This window comes from Enterocloster sp. 210928-DFI.2.20 (assembly GCF_020554465.1).
In the GTDB taxonomy this organism is placed as follows: Bacteria; Bacillota; Clostridia; order Lachnospirales; family Lachnospiraceae; genus Enterocloster; species Enterocloster bolteae.
In genome coordinates this window covers 77,027-98,668 of record NZ_JAJCHK010000017.1, presented here as the reverse complement: position 1 = coordinate 98,668, position 21,642 = coordinate 77,027, and the positions used below count along the sequence as shown (strand labels likewise).

Here is a 21,642-nt window from a genome sequence, read left to right as displayed (position 1 = left end):
TGTTGTGCCAAATAAAAATGAAAGAAATAAGAGTAGATGAAAAACGTGTCGGTTTTGGGAACGCTTTTTAGGGGCTGTGGAAGTCTTGAAACTGTATATACCCAAACAACACAATTCCTACAATACCATTAACAACCATAAACGCTCGTTAAAAGCGTCATTCTACATAGCCATACAAGATGATTATGTGAGGAAGAACCCCTTTGATTTCTAGATGGGAGTCAAGACCACCGGCTTAGCTGGTGGTCTTGACTGATACAGAGATTGGAAGAGTAATAGTTATAATTGCCATCCGGTGGCTTCTACACAGAATTTAAGGAAATTCCGGTAAATTCCGTCCTTTTTACTGAGCTGCTCATGGGTGCCCTTTTGCTTGACTTGCCCATTATCAATCACAATAATCTGGTCAGCTTTTTGTACAGTACTCAATCGGTGGGCTATGGAAATTAAAGTCTTATTTTTAGTCAGCTCCTCAATCGCAGATAAAAGAGCCTGTTCATTTTCAGGGTCAACACTGGAGGTCGCTTCATCTAAAATGACAATGGGTGCGTCTTTTAAAATTGCCCGTGCAATGGAGATTCTTTGTTTTTCGCCGCCAGATAATGTAGATCCGCTTTCGCCAATTATAGTTTGATATCCATCCGGCAAAGCCATAATAAAGTCATGACAGCAGGCTCTTTTTGCTGCCTCCATTACTTCTTCAAGTGACGCATCAGGCTTCCCAAACTTAATATTATTTTCGATTGTGTCATGGAATAGATAAACCTTTTGGAAAACCATACTGATACAGTCAAGCACACTGTCAGCGGTATAGTCTTTCACATTTTGGCCGCCAATACACACAGAGCCTTCCTGAACGTCCCAGAAACGAGCGATTAAGTTACATAATGTCGTTTTACCGCTTCCTGACGGACCTACAATCGCACATGTAGTATGTTCTGGTATGTTTAAGGAAATGTGGTCAATAATTCTGCGGGAACCATAGCCAAATGATACATCTTTTAATGAAATCTCATAATTGGAAGGATGGAGTTTATCTGTAGTGGTGTCCATCTGGGGAATATTTGTCACTTCCTCCAAACGGTCTAATTCGGTATTTATTTTCTTGCTCAAGAATGCACTGTTTCCCATAGTTTCCAAATCAGAATAAACGGTGAATGCACAAAACAAAAATGTCATACAGAATGGTAGGGAAATTTTTCCGTCCATGTATAAGATACCAGCAATAGCGATTAAGACGCAGCTCATCAATTTATAGACAAGGCCATATAGCCGGAGAACACCTGCGGTTGCCTTTTCCTGCGAATAATCAGCGTCCCATTTCTTTTGAAATGCGGTGTGTACCTCTTGCTGGCCGCTTTTGCCGTTTGAAAATGAACGGAGAACAGCAATCCCACGTATGTACTCTAAACATTTATTAACCAGATTTTCCTGGGCAGCCTGATAAATTGGCGAATGTTCTGCGGCCCGCTGTCTGACCAGGCGTAATACTGTCAGGCCAATTACTAAGCCTATCATACTTAGTGTCCCTATTATTGGATTAAAAAAGAACATCATGAAAGACATAAGGAATGCCATGGCAACACCACTGGTCATCTGTTCGATAGCCATCATTGAGTAACCTTCCAGATCCGCTATGGTAGTGGTTAAAATTGTTTGGATGGTTCCAAGGTTCTGCTCTGAAAAATAACCCATAGGTGCTTGTTTTAATCGCTCACCAATTTCTAAACGGTAATCACGGAAAATATCATAACCGGTTCCGCTCATGGTACGGTCACTCATCCATTGGAAAAAGAAACGTCCAAGAATACTAATAAGAATGATAATTACAGCTTTTAAAATTATTGAGGAGGTCAGTGTATCAAGGTTCAACATGATTAAAAATACACTGAGCATCATAAAGCTTTGAAAAAAGGATTTTAAAATATTGCACAGTATTCCAACTGTTATTTTTTTTCTGCTGGAGCCGGCGATTTGATAAATACGAGAAATCATTTCAAACATCTAAGATTCTCCTTTCGTTTTGGAAGTTACCGCATCTGAATAATTCTCCCACATTTCCTTATAAAGAGGGCAGTTCTCTAACAGTTCATTTTGCGTTCCGCATCCGGCTATTTTCCCATCAGCTACAACAAGGATTTGATCGGCATTGCGGATTGTATTCAGACGATGTGCAACAACAATTAGGGTTTTCCCGGAAATTAACTTACTGATTGCTTCTTGTATCAGTGCTTCATTTTCCGGGTCTGCATAGGCAGTTGCTTCATCAAGAATAACCACGGAAGCTTTTTTTAGCATGGCACGCGCTATGGTGATACGTTGGCGTTCTCCACCAGATAGGCGGTCTCCGGCATCTCCGGCCATAGTGTCGTAGCCTTTTTCTAATTGCATGATAAAATCATGGCAGTTTGCAGCTTTTGCAACGGTTTCTATTTGTTCGTCCGTTGCGGCTGGATTTCCCATGCGGATATTATCACGGATGGTTTTATCAAAAAGAAAGTTATCCTGTGCAACATAACTGATTTCTCCCATCAGCTGCTCAAAGGGGATGTTGCGAATATCCTGTGAACCAAAAAGCACAGTCCCGGAGGTGGCATCCCAAAACCCCGCCATTAATTTGGCTATGGTAGATTTACCAGATCCGGATGGGCCGACAATCGCTGTCATTGATTTCGGTGACGTCTTAAATGAGATATCGTGCAGCACTTCACTTTTGTTATAACCAAAGCAAACGTGACTAAATTCAAATGTCGGTTCTGTGAGAGTAACCGGGTCCGCAGGCCGCTGCAGTTCAGGAGTTTTTAAGAAGGCAGTAACTTGTTCAAGGTTTCCTTTGATCATACTCACCTGCTCCATGGCTTCCGATACTTTCATCAGCGGCCCTGTAAAGCCAAGGGGGACAATAAGACATATCATCAGAACCGGTAAAGTAATCGAACCATTCATAAAAAGCAAAGCACCGATAGGAAGCGTGCCAAGTAAGGTGGAGGGAAGGACTGCGCGAGCGGCCGCATTCCATAGCCAGCACTCGCTCCACCATTCCATGGTGCAGTCGTGGAAGTAATTGACAGCTTTTGAGTATTGACCATAGGACGAGCTGGACCGGTTAAAAGCTTTAATGACCTGAATACCATTTACATATTCCACAAGAGAACTGTTCATTTCATTCGCAGAACACATATAGTTTTCCATACGGGAGGCATATCCGCGCATCATGGCAGCGAAAAACAAACCTCCCAACGGGACAGTAATTAAAGAGGCCAGCCCCATACGCCAATCCAAAATAAAGATTAATAGAATACTGCATAGCGGTGCTGTAATGTGGGACGGAAGTTCAGGCATAAAATGGGCCATAGAATCCTCTAGCTTTGCTACATTATCTACAATTAAGTTTTTAAAACTGCCGGAAGGGGTTTCCAACATGACGCCCATGGGAACCTTCGCCATTTTATCGGCAATTTTTTCACGTATATTTTGTAAAATAGTAAAGGAAATACGGTGGGACAGAAGGGACGACCTCCATATAAGGAATGTCTTAATGCACTGGCAAAGTGCCGCGATTCCCGCCAATATCACCGTATCTTTAGTAGTAGCTGTTCCGAAATAGAGTGAATCTGCCAACATAGCCAGCATAAGGAATGGAACCATACCAAATAGTTCCCCTAAAACGGCCATAAGAATGGAAAATTTCATTTTCCCCTTGCTACTGCCAACAAACATAAAAAGCTGTCGGATTGCCCCCGGTTCTTTTGATTTCATATAAACATCTTCCTTTCTGCTAATCAGAATTGGTAAATGGGTATTGATTTTTTAGGAAAAGGGTGGTAAAATCTATATTACAGCGTAATATTACAGTGTAATATAGTATAGAATGGAGGGGAGGAAATGTCAAGGGATTTCCAGCAAACTCATGAAAAGCTTTTGGCCTGTGCAAAGAAACACTTCTTAGAATTTGGCTTTGAAAGAGCCAGTATTAGGGAAATCTGTAAAGACGCAAATGTAACCAATGGTGCCTTTTACAATCATTTTGCTGATAAGGAAGCTTTATTTGGTTCTTTAGTGGAATCAGTTGTTCAGACAATCCAAAAGATATATTCAGAATCAATAGATAAGCATTTTGATTTAGTAAAAACAGATGAGCTTAAGAATTTGTGGAGGCTGTCAGAAAGCACGATTATCCAGATAATTGAATATATTTATGAGAATTTTGATGTATTCAGGCTGCTTCTGATGTACTCGTCAGGAACAAAGTATGCAGGCTTTTTAGACGACTTGGTACGCGCAGATGTGCAGGAGACAATAAAACTCATTGCAGAATTAAAAGCACGCGGTGTACCTGTCAATGATTTAGATGAGGACGAGTGGCATATGTTGGTCCATTCTTACTATGCTTCAATTGCGGAAATTGTTATGCACAATTATCCAAAGCCAGCTGCATTGAAGTATGCCCATACGCTATCGGTATTTTTCAGCTCGGGCTGGCAAACTGTTTTGGGGATTTAATCCCCAAAAAATTTCCCTGACGGTTAGCTGCATCTAACTATAAAACATAAAATTAGTCATAACGAAAGGACGATTAAAATGCAAAAATCTAATAAACTAAATGGAAAAGATCTTATCAATGTAGGAATTTATACTGCCATGACTCTTGTAATATTTTTTGTTTTCGGATTACTGACCTCACTGCCTGTAATATATCCATTCCTCCTGTTTATCTGGCCGTTTGTATGTGGCATTCCTATGATGCTGTACTACACAAAAATCCAAAAATTTGGGATGCTGACAATTACAGGTGTCATCTGCGGTCTGTTTTTCTTTCTTATAGGCTATACATGGATTGGGCTGGTGGGGTGGACACTGGGCGGAATTCTTGCTGATATTGTGTTAAAGGCCGGCCAGTATAAAAGCTTTAAAGTTACCTTCCTAAGCTATGCGTGTTTTTGTCTTGGGATGATGGGATGCCCTGCGAATCTTTGGATTGCCGGTCAGTCCTACTGGGAAAATATTCACAGCTCCATGGGGGACCAGTACGCAGAAACATTACAATCTATGATGCCATCATGGATGATGTATGCAGGATTTTTGATTTTGTTTGTCGGCGGGATTTGCGGTGCTTTGCTCGGTCATAAAATGCTGAAGAAGCACTTTGAGAGGGCGGGTATTGTTTGATGCACATGCTTGCTGTTACAGAGACGAAAGGATTCCATTTAGACCCACGGACAAAATTACTGCTGATGGCCGTTGTAGCTACCGCCGAGTTTTTATACGGCCATACTGCTTTTATGCTTGCAGTGGCTTTGATACCTTTTATTCTATTACTTACAAACAGGCAGTATAAGGCAGCAACCATTTTTATAGTTCTGTTTGTAGCTGCTTTGGTGGTTAAGGAAATCCAAAACTCAATTCGTTTTCATATGGTTGTCAATATGGTTGTAGTTTTATTGGTGGGATTGGTTTTAAGGCTTTTTCCTGCTTTTGCAATGGGAAATTACATAATTAAGTCTACTACTGCCAGTGAGTGTATTACATCACTGAGCAGAATGCATATCGGTAGGAATATTACCATTCCTCTTTCTGTATTATTTCGCTTTTTACCTACCATGCAGGAAGAGTCAGCAGCTATTAAAGACGCTATGAGAATGAGGGAAATCCAGTTTGGTACGAAAAAATTTTGGCAGAATCCAATGGCACTGCTTGAATATCGTTTCATACCGCTTATGATTTCGGTTGTAAAGATTGGTGATGAACTGTCTGCAGCAGCATTAACCCGTGGGTTGGATAATCCAGCGGATCGGTCAAGTATAACGAGAGTTGGATTTACCTGTTACGATGCCATTGCGGTAGTAATTTCAGGCGTTATGCTGTTTGTCACCTTATTTATTATTAAATGGTAGAAGGGGAAGTGAAATGATAGAAATAAAAGATGTGTCCTTTACCTATGAAAGCGGAGAATCAGAGAATAGCCTGCGTAATATTAATTTGAAAATCAAAGATGGAGAGACTGTTTTACTGTGTGGTGAATCTGGTTGCGGTAAAACAACTTTGACACGCCTGATTAACGGATTGATTCCACATTATTATAATGGACAGTTAACGGGACAGATTTATTTGGATGGGAAAGAGGTAAAGGATTATCAGCTATATCAGATTGCTCCCATGGTTGGCTCTGTATTTCAAAACCCGAGAACACAGTTCTACAATGTAGATACGACAAGCGAGATTGTGTTTGGATGCGAAAATATGGGGTTGCCGGTGCAGGAAATGCTGGCAAGGCTTGAGAATACAACAAAATGCCTTAAATTAGAAAATCTGCTTGGACGGAGCCTGTTTGCTTTATCTGGTGGAGAAAAGCAGAAGATAGCCTGTGCATCGGCAGATGCTATCTGCCCGAATACTTTTGTTTTGGATGAACCGTCCTCTAATTTGGATATTTCTTCGATAAAAGATTTAACAGAAGTAATTCGCCAATGGCAATCTGAAAATAAAACAGTAATTGTTGCCGAACACCGCCTTTATTACCTGGCTCCATATGCGGACCGAATCATATATATGAAGCGCGGAGAGATATGTAATGAATATACAAGAGAGGAATTTTTGGGACTAGACCCAAAAGAGTTAAAGAAAATGGGATTACGTGCATTAAATCCATTTGACTTGATGCCTGAAAAAACCCCTGAAGCAAATGAAAAAAGCCTGCAGATTGATAATTTTTGGTTTTCATATGAAAAACGGGGATATCCGATTGTAAACATACCGGATTTAACATTGCCGCAGGGAGAAATCATTGGAATCATTGGTGACAATGGAGCTGGTAAATCCTCTTTTGCCAGATGTCTATGCGGATTAGATAAATCTTCAAAGGGCACTTTGAAATTAAATGGCAATGCCCTTAATGCGAAGAAGCGCCGGCATATTTCCTATATGGTAATGCAGGATGTAAATCACCAGCTTTTTACAGAAGATGTTCTTGATGAACTTTTGCTGAGTATGGATGGAGAAAATGAGGAAGAGGACAAGGTTCGGGCACAAGAAATTTTGGCCGGGCTTGATTTGTCGGATAAACTGAAACTGCACCCAATGTCATTATCCGGTGGAGAGAAGCAGCGAGTTGCTATTGGCAGTGCGGTTGCATCTGGAAAAGAAATAATCATATTTGATGAACCCACCAGCGGGTTGGATTATAGACATATGCTTGAGGTTTCAGAAAAATTAATACAGCTAAAAGAAATGAAAAAAACGTTGTTTCTGATAACGCATGATCCTGAACTGATATACAAATGCTGTACACATCTTATGTTTATTGAGCATGGCCGTATATTATGGCATCGGCCTATGGATAACGAGGCTGTAAGACTTTTGCAGGAATTTTTCTCCCACGAAAAGGGTAGTTCAGCAATGGCTATATAAAAACGAATGAGTACTTTGAAGTGAGCTGAGAGAAATGTTATATGTCATAAGGACTAAAGAGAACTTATTTCGGATAAAGAAAATGTAAGAGTAAGCTGTAAGTTAATATAATGATTCAGGCCGCAGTACTTTTTATAATAGATGACAATGTCGATTTATCAAAAAGTCTGCGGCAATTATTTTATAAATTTGTTAAAAAGTTATTTTGGGAGGAAACGTATGACCATAAAAAATCGGTATTTTCCATTTGTGTCCGAAAATGTAGCTGACAGTAATAAGGGGACTATCTTGTTTTGCTTTCATCATGCAGGAGGAACGGCGACAACATATCGGCCGTGGACTTTGAAATCTAATGATTCAGTGATCATTATGTGTGTCGAGCTGCCTGGAAAGGGAACCAGGCGGACTGAAAGAATGGCTGTTGATTTTAATGAGATTCTGCCGGAACTGTCATTGCAAATTGCTGATGTTAGCTGCGGCAGAAAAATTGTCCTGTATGGGCACAGTATGGGGGCAGCAATGGCGTTTTATACGGCACATTATTTGTGGAATCAATTAGACAGAAAATGTGAAAAAATAATTGTTGCCGGGCGTCAGGCTCCGGATCAGGAAAATCCCTATGAATTTAAGACCTATATGAATGATGATGCTTTAATTGAGGAGTTAGTTCGGTATAATGCCACACCAAAGGAAGTGCTAGAAAATAAAGAGCTGCTGAATTTTATTCTTCCGGGTCTGCGTCAGGATTATATATTAAATGAAAGTCTGGTTTATCATGGAGAAGTGTTGGATATACCGATAGTAGCGCATACTGGAAGCCAGGATTACGAGGCAAATGCAGAGATAATGAATTTGTGGAAACATATGACAACCAATATCTTTCAGTTGAATTTGTTCGAGGGTTCCCATTTCTTTGTTACAGATTTAGGCAATAAGTATAGGGATATTGTGATACAGGAAGCAATTAATAAACGGGAGGATTAAGCCTATGAAGGAAAACATTTCGATTATAAAAGGGATGGACACGTTAAGAACAATTGCAGAGGAACGGAAGGTATCGGTTAATGTACTGCTAAAGGGAATCGCAGTGGAAATATATTATCGTTGGTTTGCAAATGAAACAGCAATAGAATATGTGACGCTGAATGATTTGATTAGTGAGGTAATCGACAGGTCTAAGGATAAAGATACCATAGTTATCAATGATTACGTGTGCAGTGTAATGTGCAACAATGATAAGGCTGTTCTGTGCATTGAGTGTGAGCAGTTGGAATGTGATATGATGGAAGGCTTGAGTGCTTTTACTGAGGAAATTATTTTGGAGTGGGCAGATTTAGCTGATAATGCTCCAATGGTCCACCAAATTCCGAGAAATCAGATGGCTGTCAGGAAGAACAGGAATAGGACGAAAAAAACATTTTCAGATGAATGCCTACATCATGGATTTTTTGAAAATGCGGCAAATGCGCCTGGGAAAGCAGCACTTATATATTACAAGAATGGAAATAAAGAAGAAATTAGTTATTCCTGCTTACAGGATATGATTTTAAAGTTAGCTGGATATTTAAAGGAAAATGATGTAAAAAGCGGAACGCTGGTCGGTGTAAGTATACCCAAAGGCATTAATCAGGTTATTGCCGTTTATGGTATTTTGGCGGCAGGAGCAACATATGTGCCTATTGGCGTTCACCAGCCTGTAGAAAGAAAAAAGAAAATTATAGATACTGGAAGAATAAGGTATATCGTAACAAGCAATGAAATGAGGTCAGAAGAAGATTTAGGAGTATCTGTGATCTGCCTTGAAGCGGTTCTTCAGAAAGCGTTACCGGCAAAAGAACCTGGCTTTCCCGAAACGAACCAACCGGCTTATATTATTTTTACATCGGGTACAACTGGTATACCTAAAGGTGTGGTTATCTCCCATAGTGAGGCCCATAATACAATAGCCGATATAAATCAACGATTTAATATAGGTAGGAATCATACTGGGATCGCTATTTCAGACTTGGATTTTGATTTATCTGTTTATGATATTTTTGGATTGTTATCAGCTGGGGGAACCTTGGTGGTGTTGAGTGAGGAAACAAAAAGGGAGCCTGTATTTTGGAGAAAAGCAATTATTGATGCGGGCGTAAATGTTTGGAACTCGGTTCCGGCACTGTTTGATATGTTATTAACCACCTGTGAAACTGATAAACAAATGCTGCCGCTTCAACTGGTTTTATTATCCGGAGATTGGATTAAGATGGATTTATATGACAGGCTGAAAGCAATCAGTGAATGCTGTAAGTTTGTTTCTCTGGGAGGAGCAACGGAAGCGGCCATATGGTCTAATTATTTTGTTGTGGACGGTATTGACAGCAGCTGGAAGTCAATACCATATGGTGAACCACTAAGCAATCAGTATCTGAGAGTTGTTGATGGTAATGGATATGATTGTCCGGATTATGTAAATGGGGAACTGTGGATTGGCGGGGACGGTGTGGCAGAAGGCTACTTAAATGACCCTGAATTAACAGATGCGAAGTTTGTTGCAATAGATGGGGTAAGGTGGTATAAAACCGGCGATTTGGTCCGGTATAATTCTGCAGGGATTGTAGAATTTCTGGGTAGAATCGACAATCAGGTTAAGATTAATGGCTACCGAATCGAATTGGGAGAAGTAGAAAATGTTATTAAGCGTTCTCCGGACGTTTCTAATGTAGTGGTAGGTGTGGTTGATGAGAAAGGAAAAAAGGAATTAGGAGCTGTGATTGTTCCGAAAATAAATGCTGCTGTCAATGTACATATTACTTGTTGTGAGGATAACAACAAATATTCGGATTTCCATATGAAGGAACGTGAAAGAGTTGTCAGGCAGTTGATTCTTGAATTCTGTCATATGCAATCAAGGGTATCAGCAGAGTATAGGCCGATTATAGAATTTTGGGAGGGCTGGCTTGAATGCCATATGGAATATTCAGCAGATATATTTTACGCCAGAGAGGAAATGGAACCATTGCAAGAGGTTATGAATGCAAGGAATCTTTTTGCGGAGATACTCACGGGGGAGCAACGTGTGGAGGAGCTGCTTCGGAGGGAGGAGGTTTCACCAGAGTTCTGGTCTTTAAAGGGGGAAGATACGAAGTACTTTTTAGACAAGATACTGGCAGGCGATATAAGTAACAGGAAAATCGCAGTTTTGGGTGCAAGAACAGGAGAAATTATAAAGCAATACTGGGACGGATTCTGCCAGGCAGAGGAGATAACGTTATTTGATACTTCAGCGGGAATATTGAAGTTGGCACAGGAAAAACTGGGAGGAATGAATGCAAATATCCGCTATTGCAGTACATACAATGAGGGTGTGGAAGAATCGGAACTGAATAAATATGATATTGTTTTGGCGGTAAATCTATTGCATACCTATGAGGAACCTTTAAAGGAAGTGGAGTGGGCAGCGCTTCTGCTGAAGAGGGAAGGGGACTTTTATGCAATCGAGTATGAGGAGTTAGACCCCATGGGTATTCTTATTTCTGGTTTGCTGGAGAATGGATTTGTTAATAGAAAGCGGGGAAGACGAGAGCATACGCCTTTACTATTATTGGATGATTGGAAAAATATTTATGGACAGGCTCCTTTTGGAGAGGTTGCAATAAACAGAAGAGGAAGATTGGGAGCTCTGTTAATCCACGCTAAAAACGTAACACCAGAAGTAATAGAAATGAGATCTCGTATATTAGAATACATGAATGAAAATCTGACGGCCTACATGATTCCGACTAAACGCATGATTGTAAAGCAAGTAGTGTTGAGCAAAAATGGAAAGGTGGATAGACAGCAGACATTAGCGTTATTGGCTGTAAAGCAAACAGCGGAAAAGGAGAGTATCATACTTCAGGGAATTGAAGCTGATATTGCAGAGCTTTGGACAAACATTCTGAGTTGCAAAATATTTGATAGGAGCCAGAGCTTTTTTGAATCGGGCGGAGATAGTCTATCAGCAACTCGGTTTCTGGCGGAAATCAAGAAGAAATACTCTGTGGATATACCATTAAAGGATATCTTTAGCACGCCATCTCTCAAGTCTGTTGCGGATCTGCTTCAGGCCAGGCTTGCGGAGAATGAAGGTATGGTTGAAGGCGAGATATAAAACTCTGGAAGGAGCATTGACTCTATGGATAAAACAAAAGAGTTCATATGGCTGGCAGATAATGAGTTGAGAATAAATTTAAATAAATTAGCCAGTGATGGAATCAATGTATGGTTAGAGGATGAAAAGCTAAAGTTTAAAGGCGAACAGGGCAAGGTTACGGAAGAGGCATTAAAATGGATGCGGCAGAATAAAACAGCAATTATATCCTATCTCTTGGAGAAGGAGGAGGTTCAGGATAAGGGATTTGATTTAACCCCGATACAAAAGGCGTATTTCTTGGGTAGGGATAACCTCTATGAATTGGGAGGTATCAGTGCTAATTACTATTTTGAAATAGATATGGATAAGCTGGATGTTAAGAAATTTGAATCAATATTTAACCAGGTGATTCATGATAATGAGGCACTGAGAGGCATTATCTTGAAGTGTGGGAGGCAGGCTGTTTTAAGTAACGTACCGTGGTTCTCCATTGAAGTGAAAAGAGTAAATGATGAAGCAGAGCAAAAAGCGCTGCGGTTAGAGTGGGAAAGCAAAATATATCCGTTGGAGTCCTGGCCTATGTTTCATGTGGGTCTGACAACAAAGGATAATTGCTGTTACAGGCTGCATGTGGGGTTTGACTGTATTTTGCTGGATGCCTGGAGTGTCACACTTATGCTGAAGCAGATATATAAACTTTATGAAAATGATAAGATTATGGTTCCTGCATACACCTTTAGAGAATATTGCAATGAACATGGGAAGCTTCTGAATGAAAAAATTCAGGAGCAGGCTGAGCGGTATTGGAGCCAGCGGTGTGAAATGCTTCCGAAGGCACCGGCCTTGCCATATGCAAAAAAACTATCGGATATTAATATACCGCATTTTAGAAGATTGAATTATGAGTTGCCGAGATCCGATACAGAAACGATATATATGAAGGCGAAGGAATACAAAGTAACCCCAGCAGCAGTTCTGTGTACTGTTTATATGAAAGTATTGGCAGAATATGCGGAGTCTCCTGAGTTTTCCATAAATCTAACTGTGTTTAATCGTTTATCAGCAAATAGGGAAGTGCAGGAAGTCCTTGGAGACTTTACGAATATCAGTATCGCGGTATATGAAGCGAAGAAAGGACGGTCATTTAAGGAGGAGGTTCTGGAAACACAGAAAGAATTTTGGAATTTGGTTAAATATAGAGGGTATGAGGGCGTAAAGATAATCAGAAAAATGCCAAAGAATAATCCAGTTCAGGCGTCTTTGCCGGTAGTTTTTACGGGAATCCTTCAGGGACTTAAACAGTCCGATTACTATCTCCCCAATTGGGCAAGAGAAATTTATGCCTACAGCCAGACACCTCAAGTTTCTTTGGATTATCAGGCAACGGATTTTAAAGGTAATCTGTCTGTTAATTGGGATTACGTGGTACAGGCATTTGAGAATTTTGTGATACAGGAGATGTTTGACAAAAATATAGCTCTGCTGAGGAAAATCATTCAATTGGATTGGGAACAGGAAATTGAAATATAGGAAGAATCCCATGTGGAATGATGGTGTTTATATATTTAAGGAGTTAGACCGTATCAGTGAATCAGATTTAGAACGGGTATCTATGATTTTGCCGGAATATCGGTTGGAAAAGGTTAAAAAATATAAACGGGATCTTGATCGTAAGAATTGCGTCATCGCTTATCTCTTATTAACGATTGCCCTGAAACGGGAGTTTAATATAGAGGGAAGGATTGCTATGGACTATGGCATTCACGGAAAACCGTATTTAAAAGAATATCAAGACGTTTACTTTAATTTTAGCCACTGTTCCCAGGGTGTGGTCTGTGCTGTTTCTATAAATGATATAGGTGTTGATATAGAAACAATCGATGAAAAGAGAATGTTCTTTTCATCGGATATTTTTTCACCAAAAGAACTGGAATTCATTGTAAATTCGCAGAAAGAAGATTTCTTCCGCTTATGGGTTTTAAAGGAAGCTACTGTAAAATGTACAGGCATAGGTTTGGTCTACGGGAGCAATTATATTGAGTTTTTAACTCCGAAAGACGGGACTTTCTGCAAAGATGAATTTGTGTATCATCTGAAAAAGATAGGAAGTATGTATTTAGCGGTATGTAGCAAATACCCGGTCCGATATCAAATGGTTACACGAAAGGAGTTACTGAATATATGAGACAAAATGGAAGTATTATGGAAATCTTTCATAATTTCTTTAATAATAGCGAAAATGAAATTATATTTTATGATTTGAGTGAGGAACGTTTCAGTGCAGATAATTTACGGAATATGGTTGAAAAAACCATGGCGAAGCTGAGCTCTGTTGAAAGGCGAGAGTATGTTATTTTACAGATTGGTGATAAAAAGGAGTTTCTAATTTCCCTGATTTCCGTATTCTGTTTAGATGCCATTCCGGTTATATTGCCAATGTGTACCAGCCAAAGTGGTTATGAGCAGTTAAAGAAGATTTTGAAGGCGCATCCAGGGACATTGGTGATTGCTGATAATCAGGGCAGCCAGAATTTGGCTCATTTTACAGATGGAAGTATTGATATACAAAATATTGAAGCGGACGCAATGAGCCTTTGCCGCAGGGGCAGAGCATATGGGGAGCAGGACGAGGCAATTATCATGTATTCCTCCGGCAGTACCTCGGAACCAAAGGGAACAATATTGACTGTCGAAAATATTATAGAGTCGGTAAAAGAGAAAAGCATAGAGTATAGCGTAGCACAAAATGATGTGTTTATGACATGGATGTCCTTAGAGCATATAGTGGGGATGGTGGACTTTATGTTCTTACCATTTTTTACAGGCTGTACATGCGTTTACTCGGAAATCAGCTCATTTTTATCTAATCCCAGGGAATGGTTCGATTTGATGGAAAAATACAATGTGACGGTTTCTGTAGCACCTAATTTTGCATATAAGTATATGTCCGATTGTATAACTGATTCAGATAATTGGGATCTATCATCCCTTCGCATTTTAATGAGTATTGGAGAACCGATTTCACGGCAGGTGATTCAGAGATTTTTTTCTAAGGTAAACAGGTTTCATATTGATGAGGAAAAGTTTGTTGCTGCGTATGGGTTGAGTGAGACTTGTTCCGGTGTGGTTGTAAATAAAGGAAATGTGTTAAAAGCTAAAGTGGCACCAGAAGTGAATATAACATCAGGAATTGATTTTGACAGCAGCCATTTTGATTATAAAAAAGCTGATTTAATTTGTCAGGGAGAACCTATTGCAGATACAAAAGTGAGAATCATGGACGACCATCGTGAGGAACTAAAAGAAAATTGTATCGGAAATATAGAGATAAAGGGAAGTGCTGTTTGTAAGGGATATTTTGAGTATGATGGCCGTCAGCCTGTAGAAGATGGGTGGTTAAGTACAGGCGATATAGGATTTTACTCTGGTGGGGCATTATATGTTATAGGGAGAAGAAAGGACGTGATTTTTTCCTACGGAAAAAATATATACCTGAGTGATCTTGAATATGCGGTTGCTAAATATTTTCAGCTTAGAAGCGTGGCCTGCGGTGATAATGTGTCCAGCGAGGGTGAATTTTATATCTATTTATTTGTTGAAATAAATGAGGCTGAAGGTCAGCAAATGAAAAGTAAAATCAGGCATACTATTTTAAGAGAGCTGGGTATAAAGCTAGATGATATTATCTTTATGGACAAACTTAGTAATACAAAAGCAGGAAAAATCAGTAAAGCAGAAATCATGAGGAAATATACAATGAGTAGAGATTCAGAGAGAAGAGATAATATAGAAGGTTTTATAAAGGGTTACTTTGCGGGAGAAGTTACGGAAGACACCAGTATTCTGGACGTTGCAGAAGACTCCCTGAGTATGTTTCGGTTGATTGGTGCAATCCATAAGCAATTTGGAATTAAAATGGGGATTCTTGATTTAACGAGGTGTGAAACCATTCATGATTTATGTGATTACATCAATAAGCTTTCCGGAAGAGAAATACCGGTAGAAAAGATAACATGTGAAAACCAGATGTTTTGCACCTCTATACAGGAGGCATACATACTGGGACGCCAGCAGGAGTTCTATGGAAATACCAACATGTCCCACTTTTATTTGGAAGTGAGGCATAATCTTTCTTCACAAAAAATAGAAGAGGCAATACGTAAACTAATCAGACGCCATTCTATGCTGCGCAGTATTTTTGAAAATAGCAGACGGGTGGTATTGGGTGAAGACATTGCCGATACGTTTTTCTTAAAGACTTTAGAAGAAAAGTCACTTGAAAGCCATAGAAAAGCTGCCAATCAGAAAGTAAATGAACCAGACAAATGGCCACTGTTTGAAATCTGTAATATCAAGGAGGGGGATTCTTATATTGCGGCCATTGATATAGATATGCTTATTGTGGACGGATTTAGTTTAAGCGTGTTGGTCAGAGACTTTAAGAGTTTATGCAGGAGGCTGGAATTAGAACCCATATCGGATGGATTTGGCAAGTATCTGGAAGCATATTCCATCAGAAAATCCGGAAACAGATACTTACAGGATAAACAATATTGGCTGGAAAGAGTGAAGACGCTTCCGGGCTCCCCACAAATACCGATTCTTGCAGCTGTCAATCGTGGCCCTAATGTATTTTTACGCAAGGAGAAGGCATTTACAGAGCAAGCCTGGGAAGAGTTAGAAAATGTTGCAGAAAGAAATGGTGTGACGATAAGCGTATTGCTGTTGACTCTTTATATACATACGCTTAAGAGATGGAGCGAGGAACCGGAATTTACACTCAATGTAACAGTGATGGATCGTCCGACACAGATGAAAGACACAGAGCGTTTTGTTGGAGACTTTACGACCAATACACTTTTCAATTACGAAAATGAATCAGGCAGTCCCCGGAATCTGTACCAGGATTTATCTCATGTAAAGGGTAGGTTATATGAGTATTTGGATCATAACAATTTCGATGGTGTAGAAGTAATAAGGGAGTATGCTAAAGTTCATCAGGGCGAGATGGCTTTAATGCCGGTGGTTTTCACCAGTATGTTGTTTAAGGAAGACAATGCGCTTACATATGAGGACATCAACTACTTTGTTACTCAAACATCACAGGTATATCTGGACTGCCAGATATATCATTATGATACAACTTACGTAATCGCTTGGGATTATCTGGAGAAGGTTTTTCCGGACAATATGATTCACAATATGTTTGATTACTACATGAATCTTGTTGAAGGAATAATCTGCGGCCGTGAAATCAATGAAATCCCCGTAGGAAATGAGAGAGCAGTTACTCGGTACAATGAAACTGATTATTCGGAAGAACTAATGACTATTCCGGAAATGTTAAAACGGTCACTCGATTTCTTTGGTCCCAAAACAGCCATAACGGATGGTGAAACTGTATTAACATATGAACAGTTAAAGAGACGTATGGAAGATATGATTGAGGATTATATAAAACAGGGGATGAAATGTGGAGATACGGTCATGGTACTGGCGGGAAAGGATATTGATTCCGTAGTAGCGATATTAGCTGTTGCTAAAATAGGAGCCACCTTTATACCCGTTCCGGAAGATTATCCGAAGGAACGTATTGAAACTATAAGAGAGTATTCCAGTGCAGAGTGGATTGTGCATGTGCAGAATAATAAGATTGAAAGATGTGTTTCTGCTAAGAGACAGAGGAATCACACAACTTCTAAGTTGGAGGACACAGCCTATATAATTTTCACATCGGGTAGCACAGGCAATCCCAAAGGGGTGGCCATTTCTCACGAAGGTGTTATGAATACGCTGGTTGATATGAAAAAAAGATTTGCCTTGGACGAAAATGAAGGGGTATTGGGATTGTCTGCGCTGAATTTTGATTTATCCATTTTTGATATTTTCGGCAGTATCTATATGGGCGGATTTTTATCTTTGGTAAAGGACCCGAGGAATGCAGAAGAGATAAACCATATGCTGGAGCAATTCCCTATAACGATATGGAATTCGGTTCCAGCAATCATGAAACTGTTTTTGGAAAGTCTTCCAGTGGATTATAGAAATACAGAAATAAATCATATTTTCTTAAGCGGGGACTGGATTGGTACGGAGCTGCCTGAAAAAATAAAAAAGGTGTTTACGAATGCAGAAATTATAAGTTTGGGAGGTGCTACAGAGGCTTCAATCTGGTCAATCTATTTTCCGATCCGTGAGGTTCGGAAAGAATGGAGCAGTATACCTTATGGCTATCCATTAGGAAATCAAAAGATTTATATATTGAATAAAGAAGGCGATGCATGCCCAACAAATGTTGTGGGTGAAATCTGTATTGGCGGAAGGGGAGTAGCTTTAGGATATGTTGGAGACGAGGAAAAAACAAATCGGTCATTTGTAGATATACCTTCAATTGGGAGAGTGTATAAAACAGGGGACTATGGTAAATTTTCTGAAGAAGGATATGTAATAATATTGGGGCGAAAAGATGGTCAGGTTAAAATAAACGGTTTTCGTATTGAATTAGGTGAGATTGAGGCTGTTGCCCGTAAATTCTATACAGTAGATAATGCAATTGCAATTATGGATTCTAAGAAGAAATTGGCTCTGTTTTATACTGGGAAGGAAATAGAAGATAGGGAATTGCAGGTTCACTTTGAAAAATATCTGCCTGCCTACATGATCCCATACCGCTTTGTTTATATGGAACAGTTCCCGTTAAGTAAAAATGGAAAAATAGACAGGGCTGCGTTATTGCAGATACGGGAATTAAAAGAGGAATCCGAGATATCAGCTCCGGCTAATGAGATAGAAATGAAAATATCTGTAATATGGGGGAAGTATTTAGAGAGCGATCAAGTATCGGTTGATGAAAACTTCTTTGCCTTGGGCGGGGATTCTATCATTGCACAAAGGATAGCACAGGAATTAACAAAGCAATTTGCAGTGAAAATTCCCTTTGTAAAAATTGTGGAAACCGGCACTGTAAAAGAATTGGCCCGGTTTATACAAGCTGAAACGGAATCAAAGGAGGAGCCGAAGGCCACTTTATTATCGGAAAACCAGGGGGAGAAAACAGTGGAAGCATCTCAAACGGAACTTCCAATGACGAATATTCAAAAAGCATATTTTAATGGAAGAAATGATTCGTTTGAATTGGCGCACTATAATGCCCATTACTATTTTGAGGTGGAGTTCCCATATGAAATCAGTGATATTGAAAGAAGCATTGCACAGATGCTGGAGCGTCATGAGGTTTTACGCAGTATATTTTTAAAAAATGGAACACAGAAGATTCTGGCAGACGTGCCGGAGTATAAGGTTGATATTACGATAGCCGAGACGGAACAGGAGTTTGCGGAAAAGAATGAACAGATGCGCCGCGAATTGTCTCACAAAAATTATGATTTTTCAAAGTGGCCGTTATTTACGTTTGAAGTTTTAAAACGGGGATGTGACGATTTTAAGATTTTGTGTGCAAGTATCAACCTCATGGTTTGTGATGGTGACAGCTTAAGAATCTTTCTAAAGGAATTTACAGAAGGTTTAAATAATAAAAAACTGCCGCCGATTCATTATTCATATCACGAATATGTAAATTCATTAAATGATTGTACGAATGAAAGGGAGTATCAGGAGGCGAAAGCTTACTGGTTAAATAAAATTCCTTGTTTTCCGGAATTCCCTCACTTACCTATGCTGAAAAACCTGACACAATGTAAAAATTATAGAATCAGCAGAGTCTCCGAAACGATTGATGCTGAAACCTGGGGGACATTTAAAAACACTGTAAGAAAACATGCTGTTTCTCCATCTACAGTACTTTGCACAATTTATGCCAGGGTGCTTGCGAAATGGAGTAATCAGAAGGATTTGCTGCTTAATATGACTGCATTTGAAAGAAAAGAGTTTGATCAGAATGTCAGTGGGATTTTAGGGGACTTTACAAAAATTCTTCCATTGGAAGTACATATTGATGGGGCGGATTTTTGGGATAATGCGATGCAGATTCAGACGAGGATTTTGAATAATCTGGATCACAAAGCATTTGATGGTACAGAGATTATAAGAGAATTGTCAAGGCTGAGGAATGGAATAGGTAAGGCCCTGATGCCGGTGGTATTTACCTGTGTGTTATTTGATTCTGATGAGAACTGGTTTGAACAGATTGGAAAACTGAGATACGCCGTTACGCAGACACCTCAGGTATTTTTGGATAACCAAATTCTTGAAATGAAGCATGAGCTTTATATATCGTGGGATTATGTGGAGGATTTATTCAATCCTGCGATAATAGCTGCAGTATTTGAGGATTTTATAAGTGGAATTAAAAATATAGCAGTAAATGGGGTATTTGAAACACGGTCTCAAATAGAAACGGATAAAGTTTGGGATGGATATAACATGCCGGTGGAACGTGTTGCCCCCAATACATTGCAGGCATTTTTTGAAAAGCAGGTCCGGGAAACACCGGACGGAACAGCCTTATATTACGGAGACAAACAATACACCTATGCTGCGATTGAGGCCAAAGCGAATCAGGTTGCACGTTATTTATGCAGCCATGGAATCTGCGGCGCCAATAACCGGGTCGGCGTGCTGGGAGAAAGAAAACCGGAAACCATTATTTCTATTATAGGAGTATTAAAAACGGGTGCTGCCTATGTTCCTGTGGATGCAAAGTTCCCGAAGGAAAGACGGGATTTCATACTGGAGAATAGTGGTTCAAGGCTATTGCTGAGTGAGGAACTGTATCGTTCGGGGGAATTAGAGCAATATGATGAAAGCCCCATAGGAATACAATCGCTGCCTGATTCTTTGGCATATATCATTTATACGTCAGGCAGTACAGGAAAACCAAAGGGCGTTATGATAAATCATATGGCAGCCTGCAATACAATCAGCGATCTGAACAACAAGATAAAATTAAATAAGACGGACAGATTGATTGGGATATCATCAGTTTGCTTTGATTTATCCGTATATGATATTTTTGGAGCATTTAGTACAGGAGCTGCACTGGTAATGGTCCGTGATGCGAGAGATTGCAGCGAGATTGTTTCCCTTCTTGCGGAAAGAAAGATTACGGTATGGAACTCGGTACCGGTTATCTGCTCAATTGTTGTTCAACATATGTTGGAAAGAGGGATGAAAGATAGCCTTTCATTACGGCAGATTATGCTGAGTGGAGATTGGATTCCACTTGATTTGCCAGATAAGGCGAAAAGCATCTTTAACAAAACTAAGATAATGAGTTTAGGCGGAGCAACAGAAGCTTCTATTTGGTCAATCTATTATGAAATAGGAGAAGTAAAACCAGCATGGAAGAGTATACCTTATGGCATGCCTTTAAAAAATCAGACAATGTATGTTTTGAACTTCGCCGGCGAGTTATGCCCTATGGACGTAGTGGGTGAAATATATATTGGAGGAGTTGGGGTCGCACAGGGATATTGTGGAGATACAGAGAAAACGGAAGCTGCATTTATTCAACATGACCATCTGGGCAGGATTTATAAGACTGGTGATATGGGAGTGCTGCGGAAAGAGGGATATATTGAATTTTTAGGCAGAATAGATAATCAGGTTAAAATTCGTGGCTATAGAATCGAATTAGGAGAAATTGAATCTGCCATTAATAATGTACCAGGAATTGAAAAAAGTGTAATTTCATATGTGGTAAATAGAACGGGAAATAAACAGCTGATAGCATACTATATTCCAACATCGAACGACCTTGCTTCAGAGACTATCAAGGAAAGTATAGGTGCTTTTCTGCCTGAATACATGGTACCGCAGCATTATATTTCCATAAAAGAATTACCGCTGTCTGCCAATGGGAAAATTGACAGAAGTAAGCTTCCTGAGCTGAATTTAGATAAGAAGGAGCGGGCATTATCAAAAGATGTAATCAGTCCGTTGCAGAAAACACTGCTGGGAATTTGGCAAAAGGTATTTGAAAATACTGAAATTACTATTACCGATGATTTTTATGGCCTGGGTGGAGATTCTATTGTTCTGATGAAGCTATTGGACGAAATTGCTTTGGCAGGTCTGGAAAACATTAGCATAGAAGATATTTTGGAATATGAGACAATAGAGGCGTTATCAGCTTATATGGAAGAAAACAAATAAGAGGAGTT

11 protein-coding genes and 1 pseudogene are annotated in these 21,642 nt (G+C 39.7%); 10 read left to right on the top strand and 2 right to left on the bottom strand.

Translation table 11 applies throughout. From position 1 onward, the window contains the following. Positions 1-76 precede the first annotated feature (76 nt). Positions 77-211: pseudogene (locus tag LI015_RS16220) on the top strand (phage integrase SAM-like domain-containing protein); the annotation flags it as partial. A 68-nt stretch (positions 212-279) separates the two neighbouring features. Here the strand turns inward: LI015_RS16220 and LI015_RS16215 are convergent. Then, positions 280-2,004, bottom strand: coding sequence for an ABC transporter ATP-binding protein (locus LI015_RS16215; protein ID WP_002565731.1), 1,725 nt, complete (start codon positions 2,002-2,004; stop codon positions 280-282). Beyond that, entirely contained in the window at positions 2,005-3,759 is a 1,755-nt protein-coding gene (locus tag LI015_RS16210) for an ABC transporter ATP-binding protein (RefSeq protein ID WP_002565730.1), read from the bottom strand. A 126-nt stretch (positions 3,760-3,885) separates the two neighbouring features. On the opposite strand from LI015_RS16210, the gene LI015_RS16205 reads away from it, so the two are divergent. From LI015_RS16205 to LI015_RS16165, 9 genes are all read left to right on the top strand, one after another. After that, the gene (locus tag LI015_RS16205) at positions 3,886-4,503 is read left to right on the top strand and encodes a TetR/AcrR family transcriptional regulator (protein ID WP_002565729.1); all 618 of its coding nucleotides are present in this window, start codon (positions 3,886-3,888) and stop codon (positions 4,501-4,503) included. A gap of 78 nt (positions 4,504-4,581) precedes the next feature. Then, a complete protein-coding gene (locus LI015_RS16200; protein WP_002565728.1) occupies positions 4,582-5,169 on the top strand; it encodes an MptD family putative ECF transporter S component in 588 nt (195 codons plus the stop codon). Next, on the top strand, positions 5,169-5,894 hold the full coding sequence (locus tag LI015_RS16195) for an energy-coupling factor transporter transmembrane component T (protein WP_002565727.1): 726 nt from the start codon (positions 5,169-5,171) through the stop codon (positions 5,892-5,894). The genes LI015_RS16200 and LI015_RS16195 overlap by 1 nt, the downstream gene beginning before the upstream one ends. 13 nt (positions 5,895-5,907) lie before the next feature. Then, positions 5,908-7,407, top strand: coding sequence for an ABC transporter ATP-binding protein (locus LI015_RS16190; RefSeq protein ID WP_002565726.1), 1,500 nt, complete (start codon positions 5,908-5,910; stop codon positions 7,405-7,407). A 219-nt stretch (positions 7,408-7,626) separates the two neighbouring features. Continuing rightward, complete coding sequence (locus tag LI015_RS16185; RefSeq protein WP_002565725.1) at positions 7,627-8,391, top strand: thioesterase II family protein; 765 nt, start codon at positions 7,627-7,629, stop codon at positions 8,389-8,391. Positions 8,392-8,395: 4 nt separating this feature from the next. After that, positions 8,396-11,539: an amino acid adenylation domain-containing protein gene (locus LI015_RS16180; protein WP_227125652.1), complete on the top strand. Its 3,144-nt coding sequence runs from the start codon at positions 8,396-8,398 to the stop codon at positions 11,537-11,539. A gap of 24 nt (positions 11,540-11,563) precedes the next feature. After that, positions 11,564-13,051 (top strand): condensation domain-containing protein, encoded by a 1,488-nt coding sequence (locus LI015_RS16175; protein ID WP_002565723.1) that lies wholly within the window; start codon positions 11,564-11,566, stop codon positions 13,049-13,051. A 10-nt stretch (positions 13,052-13,061) separates the two neighbouring features. Further along, positions 13,062-13,706: a 4'-phosphopantetheinyl transferase family protein gene (locus tag LI015_RS16170; protein WP_002565722.1), complete on the top strand. Its 645-nt coding sequence runs from the start codon at positions 13,062-13,064 to the stop codon at positions 13,704-13,706. Further along, positions 13,703-21,634: a non-ribosomal peptide synthetase gene (locus LI015_RS16165; protein ID WP_227125650.1), complete on the top strand. Its 7,932-nt coding sequence runs from the start codon at positions 13,703-13,705 to the stop codon at positions 21,632-21,634. Before LI015_RS16170 ends, LI015_RS16165 begins: the two co-directional genes overlap by 4 nt. The last annotated feature ends 8 nt before the right edge of the window (positions 21,635-21,642 follow it).